Source organism: Desulfovibrio sp. 6_1_46AFAA (assembly GCF_000224635.1).
Lineage (GTDB): Bacteria > Desulfobacterota > Desulfovibrionia > Desulfovibrionales > Desulfovibrionaceae > Desulfovibrio > Desulfovibrio fairfieldensis.
The window spans coordinates 580,541-589,599 of the sequence record NZ_JH114301.1; the positions used below are offsets into that span (position 1 = coordinate 580,541).

General features: G+C 64.9%; 6 protein-coding genes and 1 pseudogene. 4 read left to right on the forward strand and 3 right to left on the reverse strand.

Annotation, left to right across the window (positions count from 1 at the left end):
- The first annotated feature begins 30 nt into the window (after window positions 1-30).
- The 4 genes from polA (at window position 31) to HMPREF1022_RS05980 (ending at window position 6,799) form a co-directional block, all read left to right on the forward strand.
- Window positions 31-2,799: a DNA polymerase I gene (polA, locus tag HMPREF1022_RS05965; protein ID WP_009302336.1), complete on the forward strand. Its 2,769-nt coding sequence runs from the start codon at window positions 31-33 to the stop codon at window positions 2,797-2,799.
- Window positions 2,800-3,055: 256 nt separating this feature from the next.
- Window positions 3,056-4,834, forward strand: coding sequence for a TraB/GumN family protein (locus HMPREF1022_RS05970; RefSeq protein ID WP_009302337.1), 1,779 nt, complete (start codon window positions 3,056-3,058; stop codon window positions 4,832-4,834).
- Window positions 4,831-5,724, forward strand: coding sequence for a hypothetical protein (locus HMPREF1022_RS05975; protein WP_009302338.1), 894 nt, complete (start codon window positions 4,831-4,833; stop codon window positions 5,722-5,724). The genes HMPREF1022_RS05970 and HMPREF1022_RS05975 overlap by 4 nt, the downstream gene beginning before the upstream one ends.
- 16 nt (window positions 5,725-5,740) lie before the next feature.
- Complete coding sequence (locus HMPREF1022_RS05980) at window positions 5,741-6,799, forward strand: radical SAM/SPASM domain-containing protein (RefSeq protein ID WP_009302339.1); 1,059 nt, start codon at window positions 5,741-5,743, stop codon at window positions 6,797-6,799.
- Here HMPREF1022_RS05980 and HMPREF1022_RS05985 read toward each other — a convergent pair.
- From HMPREF1022_RS05985 to HMPREF1022_RS05995, 3 genes and pseudogenes are all read right to left on the reverse strand, one after another.
- Complete coding sequence (locus HMPREF1022_RS05985) at window positions 6,796-7,434, reverse strand: hypothetical protein (protein ID WP_009302340.1); 639 nt, start codon at window positions 7,432-7,434, stop codon at window positions 6,796-6,798. The two genes, HMPREF1022_RS05980 and HMPREF1022_RS05985, sit on opposite strands and share 4 nt — an antisense overlap.
- A gap of 66 nt (window positions 7,435-7,500) precedes the next feature.
- Window positions 7,501-8,259: a translation initiation factor 2 gene (locus HMPREF1022_RS05990; RefSeq protein ID WP_232221557.1), complete on the reverse strand. Its 759-nt coding sequence runs from the start codon at window positions 8,257-8,259 to the stop codon at window positions 7,501-7,503.
- 321 nt (window positions 8,260-8,580) lie between these two features.
- A pseudogene (locus HMPREF1022_RS05995) lies at window positions 8,581-9,059 on the reverse strand (IS5 family transposase); the annotation flags it as partial.

Below are 9,059 nucleotides of genomic sequence, written 5' to 3' on the forward strand. Positions count from 1 at the left end.
CGGGCCGCGCAACCCTCAACCCCTACTGCCATGTCACTGAAAGAACGCCTGGGCCTAGCCTCTGATCCCATATTTCTGATGGACGGTTCCGCCTTCATTTATCGCGGCTTTTTCGCCAATAAAAATATGCAGCGCTCCGACGGTTTCCCCACCAACGCCCTGGTGGTGGTGACCCGCGTGCTGTTGCGCATCCTGCGCGAGGAGCGGCCCCGGCATTTCGTCTTCGTCAAAGACGGCAAGGGCAAAAATTTTCGCCACGATATCTTTCCGCTGTACAAGGCCAACCGCGACGCCATGCCCGAGGATCTGGCCCGGCAGATCGAGCCCATCCTGCGCATGGTGCATGCCCTGGGCCTCAAGCTGGAAGTCTCGGAGGGCTGCGAGGCCGATGACTGCATCGCCTCCCTGGCGGCCCGTTTTTCTTCCGAGCGCCCGGTGGTCATCGTCAGCGGCGACAAGGATCTGAAACAATGCCTGGGCCCCAACGTCTATATGTGGGATCCGGCGGCGCGCGAGGAAAAACTTCTCAACGAAGCCGAATTCCGGGCCGAGAGCGGGGTGAGCCCGGCCCAGTGGCCCGACGTGCAGGCCTTGGTGGGCGACGCCAGCGACAATATTCCCGGCGTGCCGGGCATCGGCCCCAAGACCGCGCGCCAGATTTTCGAGATCTGTCCCAGCCTGGAGGACATCCGGGATCATTTCGTCCTGCTGCCGCCCAAAATCCAGGACAAGATGCGCGGCCATCTGGAGGATATGTTCGTCTGGCGGGAGCTGACCACCTTGTCGCTCAAGGCCTGCGAAAGCCTGACCCTGGACGACATGGCCGTGCGGCCGCTGAATGTGCCGGAATGCCGGGCTCTGGCCGAGGAATTCGAACTCTTTGCCCTGCGCCGGGAAATGGCCTCGCTGCTGCGCCGCCAGAGCGATGAGGATGCGGCCGCGCCGCCGCGTCCGGGCGCGCGGACAGAGGATGCCGCGTCCGGAGCCGAGGGGGCCGCCGCGCAGAAAGCCGGTGCGCAAAGCGTTTCGTTCGCTGCGGCGTCATCCGGCGGCGTCTCGCGGTCCCAGACCCGCACGGGCGCGCAGATGAGCCTGCTGGATGCCGTTGAAGAACCTCTGGCCCCGGAACTTTCGGATGTCGCCGCCCTGCCGGACTGCGCGGGCCGCCATGTGGCCCTGATCTGGCCGCAGGGTCCCAAGCAGCCGCCGCATCTGGTTGTGGGCGATCCGCTGTCCGAGACGATGGAGCCTGCGGAATACTGCTGGACCGGGCGCATGGACATGCTCTGCGCCTGGCTGCAGTCGGCTCGGCGGCTGGTGGTGGCCGATCTCAAGGCCCTGCTGACCGCCGCGCCCTGTTGGCGCAATCTGCCTCTGGGCGAAACGCCGCCGCGCTGTTTCGACCTGGGCCTGGCCGCCTATCTGCTCAATCCCGAGGAAAGCGATTACGGCTGGCCCCGCTTGGCCGCGCGCTGGGGGGCGGCTCTGAAACCCGAGGGCGGGGGTCCGGCCCGGCTGGCTCTGGCCATGGCCGAAGCCCTGGAGGATCGTTTGGTCCGCGACGGGCTGCGCGAGCTTTACAATACGCTGGAACTGCCTCTTACTCCGGTGCTGGCCGAAATGGAAGGGCGCGGCGTGGCTATCGACGCCGCCGCGTTCCAGGCCTTTCTCTCCGACGTACAGCACGAGCTGGACCGCCTCACCGCCGAGGTCTACGCGGCGGCGGGAACGACCTTCAACATCCGTTCGGCCCAGCAGCTGGGCGATGTGCTCTTCAAGACCCTGAATCTGCCCTCGCCGCGCAAAACCAAGGGCGGGCAGGCTTCCACCAGCCAGCAGACTTTGGAAAAACTGGCCGGACGCCACGCTGTGGTGGACAGTATTCTGCAATTCCGCAAACTGGAGAAGATGCGCTCCACCTATCTGGACCCGCTGCCGCGCCTGGTGGACGGGCAGGGGCGTATCCATACCACCTTCAATCAGAAGGCCACGGCCACCGGGCGGCTGTCTTCCAGTAATCCCAACTTGCAGAATATTCCCGTGCGCGGCCCGCTGGGCAAGCGCATGCGGGCCTGCTTCATCGCCGGGCCGGGGCGCACCCTGGTTTCCGCCGACTATTCCCAGGTGGAACTGCGCGTGCTGGCCCATATGTCCCAGGACGCGGCCCTGCTGGACGCCTTCCGCCAGGGCGAGGACATTCACGCCCGCACCGCGGCCCTGATCTATGACCTGCAGGCCGGTGAGGTCAGCCCGGACCAGCGCCGCAATGCCAAGACCATCAATTTCGGCCTGATCTACGGCATGGGCGCGCAAAAGCTGGGCCAGGAACTCAAGATCAGCACCGCCGAGGCCAAGGAGTTTATTACCCGCTATTTTGAACGGCTCACGGGCCTCAAGGCTTTTTACGAGAACGTGGAGGCCACGGCCAAACGCCAGGGCTACGTGACCACCCTGGGCGGCCGCCGCCGTCTGTTGCCCGACATTCTTTCGGCCAACGGCCAGGCCTTTGCCCTGGCCCGGCGGCAGGCCATTAATACGGTCATCCAGGGCTCGGCCGCGGACATCATCAAGCTGGCCATGCTGGCCGTGGCCCATGACGCGGAACTGCGGCGCATGGACGCCCGCCTTCTCTTGCAGGTGCATGACGAACTGTTGCTGGAAACGCCCGAAGCCACGGCCGAAGCGGCCGGTGCGCGGGTGGCCGCCCTGATGAGCTCGGTGGCTCCGGGCGGCGAGACGCTTTCCGTGCCTCTGGTGGTGGATTGGGGGGTGGGGCATGATTGGGGCACCGCCCACTAGGCAACCCGCGCAAAGCGGTTCTTTTGCCTTCCAGCTTCGTCAAACGGCGTTTTTTACTTCGGTCGAGTACTTTAGAGTACACTCCGCTCCGTAAAAAACTTGTTTTCCTCGCTGGAAGAACAAAATTCCCTGCTTTGCGTGGATTGCCCACGGCCTGCGGAGAAATCCGTCCCGTTTTTTCTTGCCAAAAGACAAAATGCATCTTGGGAGAGGCAACGCCTGAAACAAAGCTTGGGAAAACATTTTTTGTAACTGTATGGAAACCGAATTTCTTGCCCGTATCAACGCCCTGGCCCGCGTGCCGGAGCATTCTCTGCCGCTCATGCGGGCCATGTCGCGGGGTGCGCCCTTTCGTGTGGGGCCGTATCTTTTTTGGGCCGCCGAGGACTGGCTCATGGCCGTGGCCTATCCCCTGCGCGGCAAATACAGCCACACGGCCTTTGAGGCGGCCCTTGACGAAGCCCTGGAGAAAAGCGGGGCCGTGAGCTGCTGGGCCGTGGGTCCGGATCTGCCGCCGCGTCTGCATCCTCATATTGTCGATCGCGACCGTTATTATCTGCTTTCGGCGCGGACCGAGCCCCCGGCCCGGCTGCGCGGCGTGTTGCGTCGCGCGGCTGCCGCGCTGCGGGTGGAGGAGGGCCGCGAGTTCACTCCGGCCCATCGGCGGCTCTGGGCGGAGTTTATGGGGCGCGCGGACCGGAAAGAGGCCAGGCCGCTGGCCCCGCATGTACGCGAACTGTACGCCCGTACTCCCGAGGCTCTGGCTGAAGCGGACGGCGCGCTGTGCCTGCTCAACGCCTGGGATCAGGATGGCCGCCTTGCCGCCTGCCTGCTGCTGGACGACGCGCCGGAAAAATTCTGCTCCTATGTGCTCGGCGCGCATTCCCGCGCGCAGTATACGCCCCACGCGGCGGACCTGCTGTTCGCGGCCATGCTGGAAAAGACCCGCCGGGCGGGCAAGCGCTACGTGCACCTGGGCCTGGGCGTCAATGAAGGTATTTTGCGCTTCAAGCGCAAATGGGGCGGCAGGCCCTATCTGCCCTATGTCATGGCCGCCTGGGAGGAAAAACCGCGTGCCGCGCGCAACGATACGGCCCGCGCATTGACCCTGGCCCTGCTGCGCGCCGTTGCCGCACCCTCGCCGTCACTGCCGTCGCCGGAGAACGCGCGGCCCGACCAGCGTCCCTTTGCTATGCTCTGGGAAGTGGAAAAAAACGGCAGAGTGTCCTGGCTTGGCGGCACGGCCCACTTCTTCTGCTATTCCTTTGAGACGTCCTTTATCCGCTTGTTCCGCAAGGTGGACAACGTGCTGTTCGAAGGCCCGCTGGACGAGGACGCCCTGGCCGCCGTGGACCAGGCGGGCAAACGGTTGTCGCCGGAGCACAAAGCGCTGCTGGAAATGCTCGCCGAGGAGGAAATCCGTCGCCTGGAACGGGTGGTGCGCGGCCCGGAGGGCCCGCTGGTCCGCTGGCTGGGCATGGAAGCCGCGCGCAAGGCGGACGTGCGCTGGCTGTTGCGCCATGCCCGGCCCTGGTGCGCCTTTTTCTCTCTCTGGACCGCCTTTCTGGAGCGGCAGGGCTGGTGTGGTTCCGTGGATATGGAGGCTTGGCGCATCGCCCACAATATGGGCAAGAACGTGATCGGCATGGAAAATCTGGAAGAACAGCTGGCCTCGCTGGAGTCGGTGCCCGTGGAGCGGGTGCTGCGTTTTTTCCGGGCCTGCGAAGGCTGGAAGGCCCAGTCCCGCCGGAACATGCGCGCCTATCTGGCCGGGGATCTTGAGCGGATGATGGGTTCCAGCGCGGAATTTCCCACCCGCACGGAATATGTGGTCAATGTCCGCGATCAACGCTTCCGGGAGCGCATGCGGCCATATCTGGAAGAAGGCCGGTGCGTGGTTTTCGTGGGCGCGGCTCATCTGGTCAATCTGCGCCGCATGCTGGCGGAAGACGGCTTCCGGGTGCGCCGTTGCCTGCCCGGCCTTGGGCACAAACTGCGCGCGCTTTGGCGCGGAGACGCGGAGGTGCGCTGGTGACGCCGTTCGGGGACGCAAAAAATCCGGCGCGCGGCCTGTACGGTGGGCTGTCCGGCGGTCTGGCCCGCGTGACGGCGCAGGCCGTGACGCCGGAACAGCTTCTGCCCTATGTGGGGGCCGTGTCCGGTCTGCGGCCCCGCCTGTTCGGCGGCTGTGTGGGGCACACGGGCGAAGGCGAGGTGGTGCTTGTGGGCTACCCGCTGCATGACCCGCGCGATACGGCGGCCGTGGACGCGGCCGTGCGTGAAGCCCTGACCGTGCCCGATCTGTCCCGAATTACGGTTCTGGCCGCCGCGCGCCCGGCCGCCGCGCCGTCCGGGGCCGAGAGCCGGGAAGACGCCTACTGGTCCCTGCCCCTGCCTGTGCCCCCTGTGGGCCTGAAGCTGCGGAACATGCTGCGCCGGGCCGCGCGGGACATCACGGTGGAGCAGAGCGGCGGCCCGGACTGCTGGACAGCGGAGCACGCGGCCCTGGTGGAAGATTTCTGCCGCGCCCGTGCTCTGGAGCCGGGCAGCGTGCATATTTTCCGGCATCTGGAAGCGTACCTGGCCGCCGCGCCGCAGGCCCGTCTGTTTTCCGCCCGCTGCCGGGACGGCGGCTTGGCCGGATGTGCCATCGGCGATTACTCGTCCTTTTCCACCGCGTTTTACATGTTCGCCTTTCGCTGTCCGGACGCGCCGCCGGGCACGGCGGACGCGCTGTTGGCGGCCCTGGCGGCCGAAGCGGAAGCGCGCGGGCACGGCCTGCTCAATCTGGGCCTGGGCATTCATCCGGGCGTGGCTTTTTTCAAGAAAAAGTGGGGGGCAAGCCTTTTTCTGCCCTGTGTGGAAACCGGCTGGTCCGTGCGGGCGGCAAAAAAGAGCTGGCTGGCGCGCCTGCTGGGACGCTGATTACGGAGGGCTTGTCATGATCGGGAATGATCCGTTGCGAAATCCGGCCTTCCGCGCGCCCGGTCTGGGCGAACGCCTGCGGGAATTGCTGCTGGGCGAGCGTCGTCCTCTGGACTGCGTGCAGGTGGAAGTGACCTCCTGCTGCGCCGGGCGCTGCGTCTATTGTCCGCATACCACCCAGGCCGCCTTCTGGCGGTCGCGCCACATGCCGGATGCTGTTTTCGCGGCCCTTTGGCCCTTGCTGCGCCGCTCTGGCCGGGCGCATCTCCAGGGCTGGGGGGAACCCCTGCTGCACCCGCGCTTTTTTGATTTCGCGGCCTTGGCCCGCAAGGCGGGCTGTCAGGTGTCCAGCACCTCCTGCGGCCTATGCATGGATGCGGACCTGGCCGCGCGCATTGTGCAAAGCGGCATGGACATGCTGGCTTTTTCTCTGGCGGGCACGGACGCGGCCTCCAATGCGGCGCGGTCCGGCGTGCCCTTTGAGCGGGTCTGCGAGGCCGTCCGCCTGGTCCGGGCCGCTCAGCATGCTTCGGACGCGCGGAAGGAGACGGCCCTGGAAGTCCATCTGGCCTATCTGCTGCTGGCCGACAGAATAGACGCCGCAGCCGGGCTGCCTCGGCTGATGGCCGAATTGGACGTGCGCACGGCCGTGATCAGTACGCTGGACTATATCGCCGCGCCGGAACAGGCCGCCCTGGCCTTCGCTTCGGAAGAGACGGACAAGATCGCCCGCGCCCGTGCCGTGCTGGAGCGCGCCGCCGCGCAGGCCGAGGAGGACGGGAGGGAAATCCATTACGCCCTGCCGGGCCCCCGGCCTTTGGCGGACGCCGGAGGATGCCGCGAAAACGTGGCCCGCAGCCTGTACGTGGATGCCGACGGCGCGCTTTCGCCCTGCGTCTACCTCAATGTGCCCGCTGACCGGGACGAGCCGCGCCGTCGGGTCTTCGGCAACGTTCTTGACGACGATCCCTGGGCGGTGTGGAACAGCGAAGCGTTCGGCGGGTTCCGCGCCGCGCTGGCGCACAACGCGCCGGACGCCTCCTGTCTGGCCTGTCCCAAGCGTTTTGAGGTTTAAGACGCCCCGTCACGGGCTGCCGCCGTCTTTTGCACGGCCAGCCAGCGCGTGTGTTCGTTCCGATAGCTGAAATCGCGGGACGGATGATGGCACTGCCAGATCAGGGTATGCGGATGGTCGGCGTAGACGTATAGCGGCAGGGAGACTTCCAGCGTGGTCAGTCCTTCCTGAGGCAGCCAGCCGTTCTTCAGCAAAGTCTGGCCCCAGACGATGAGATAATCGGGCGCAAGGATATCCAGAAGGGCGGAAAAGGCCTCCCGGCCCCGGCGGATGTCCTCCGGCGTGTGCCCGTCGCCGGGATTGGTCTTGATCCTTTGAAAAAAGACGGCATAGGCCAGCTTCTGCCAACAGTGTTCCGGCGCGCCGTATTCCCGGCCGCCGAGCATGGCTTCAATATTGCGGATATAGCGGATCCAGTGGTCGCCCTTCATGCCCTTGGCGCTCTCGTCCAAAGCGGTGCGCACCACGGAACGGACGAAGCTCCGGTTCTGCCCAGCCGGGGCCGGGCCGTGCGCCGCTTCGCCCAGCATGGCGATCCGTGGCGCGGCAACGCCGTATTCCGGGCCTATATAAGGAAGAAAATGGAGCGCGGACTGCGCCTGCAGGCGCGCTTCCATGCTTTTCAGTGAGGTCATGGCGAAACTCCTTCCCTCCATATAAGTCCCGGCTGGGAAGGAGCAACGGCGCAAAAGGGAATCGCGTCAGGAACCGGCGGGCCGCTGTTGGCGCAGAATAATCCGCAGGGTGTCTGCCTCCGGTCCGGTCCGCCCCTGAAGGGCCTGCTCCAGACGAGAGCGCACCAAGGCATGGCGCGGGGCCAGTTCGTAGAGCGAGGCGGCCGCCGCCGCGCAGACCGGAAAGGACGCTTCGTTCTGGCGCCCCCCGGCATTGAGCCGGGCATAGCGCAGGGCGGCATTGATGATGGCGTCCAGATAACCGACCTTGCCCGAAGCCAGAAAGGCCGCCCAGTACATTTGCAGGACCGATTTCTCGGCATAGATGTCCCAGCGGGCCAGCGACGCGGGGCTGCTTTGGATCTGGGCCAGCAGCGGGGCGTCATCCGGGCTGAGCAGTTCGCCCAGCAGGGCCGTTTCGTCGGGCATCCCGGCCAGATGCGCCACCCAGGCCAGGGTACGCCTGCCGTCTTGGCTCAGCCCGGCCTGCGGCGGCAGAAGCAAGGAGCGCGCGGAAGGGTCGTCGCGCAGGACCTCGGCCAGGAAAGCGGCCACCATCAGCCGTTTTTCACCCTGAGCCAGGACGCCCTGGCCGTCAAAAGAACGCAGAATGCCGGGCAGCACTTCGGGGCGTTTGTTCTGGTAGTAAAATTCCATATCCCGCGCATACAGGGGCAGGCTTTTGGAAACGGAGAGGGCGTCCACCGGGCGGGGCGACAGGAGGCAGAGCGCGGCCAGCAGAAACGCCGCCAACGGCGGAAGCAAAGGGCGGGTGGTTCTGTTCATGACTGCCATGGCGGAGTGAATATCTTGGAGCAATTTTACTTTGAAATTGTTCTAACGCCGAACACGGTGCGGCGCGCCGCGAAGACCGACCCGACGGGCGGCCCGTAGGGCCGTGCCTGTAGCCCAAAGGGCGTACAGGCATCAAGAGCAACGCGGCGTGGATTGCGGCGAAGCGACCGAAGGCAGCCCGAAGGGCTGTCCCCGTTGGCGACAACGGAGCCATACGAGGAACGACAGCAGCGATAACCGCGTTTTTCGCCGGAATGCCAACTTTGAACGTTGTAAAAGTTCAAAGTCAATCTGCTCTAGGTCCTGTTAACACTATTTCAGAGCTATAACAATTAACGCAAAGACGACAAAGGCCAGGAACATGACATCGAGCTTATCGAACCGAGTAAAAACACGGCGGAAGCCTTTGAGCCTCCTGAAAAGCCGTTCTACCTCATTACGTCTTTTGTATAGCTCTTTGTCATACTCCCACGGTTTCAGTCGGTTGGGATTGGGCGGCACCACCGGAGTGAAGCCCAACTCACGTCCCAAGCGAGTCGTTTCATTACCCTCATATGCGCCATCCATAAGCAAGCTGCACGGCGCTGGCATCGGCCCCAACTGGACAAGCAGCCTGCGCCCCTCGGGGGCATCGCCGGCGTTGCCGGGAGTGAGGCTGAAATTCAACGCGCATTCAGCATTCGCGGCAACCATATGAAGCTTGGTCGTCCAGCCGCCTCTGGACTTTCCGATGGACTGCGGACCTGTTTTTTTAAGGCCCCTGTTCCATCGGGATGAACCTTAACAATAGT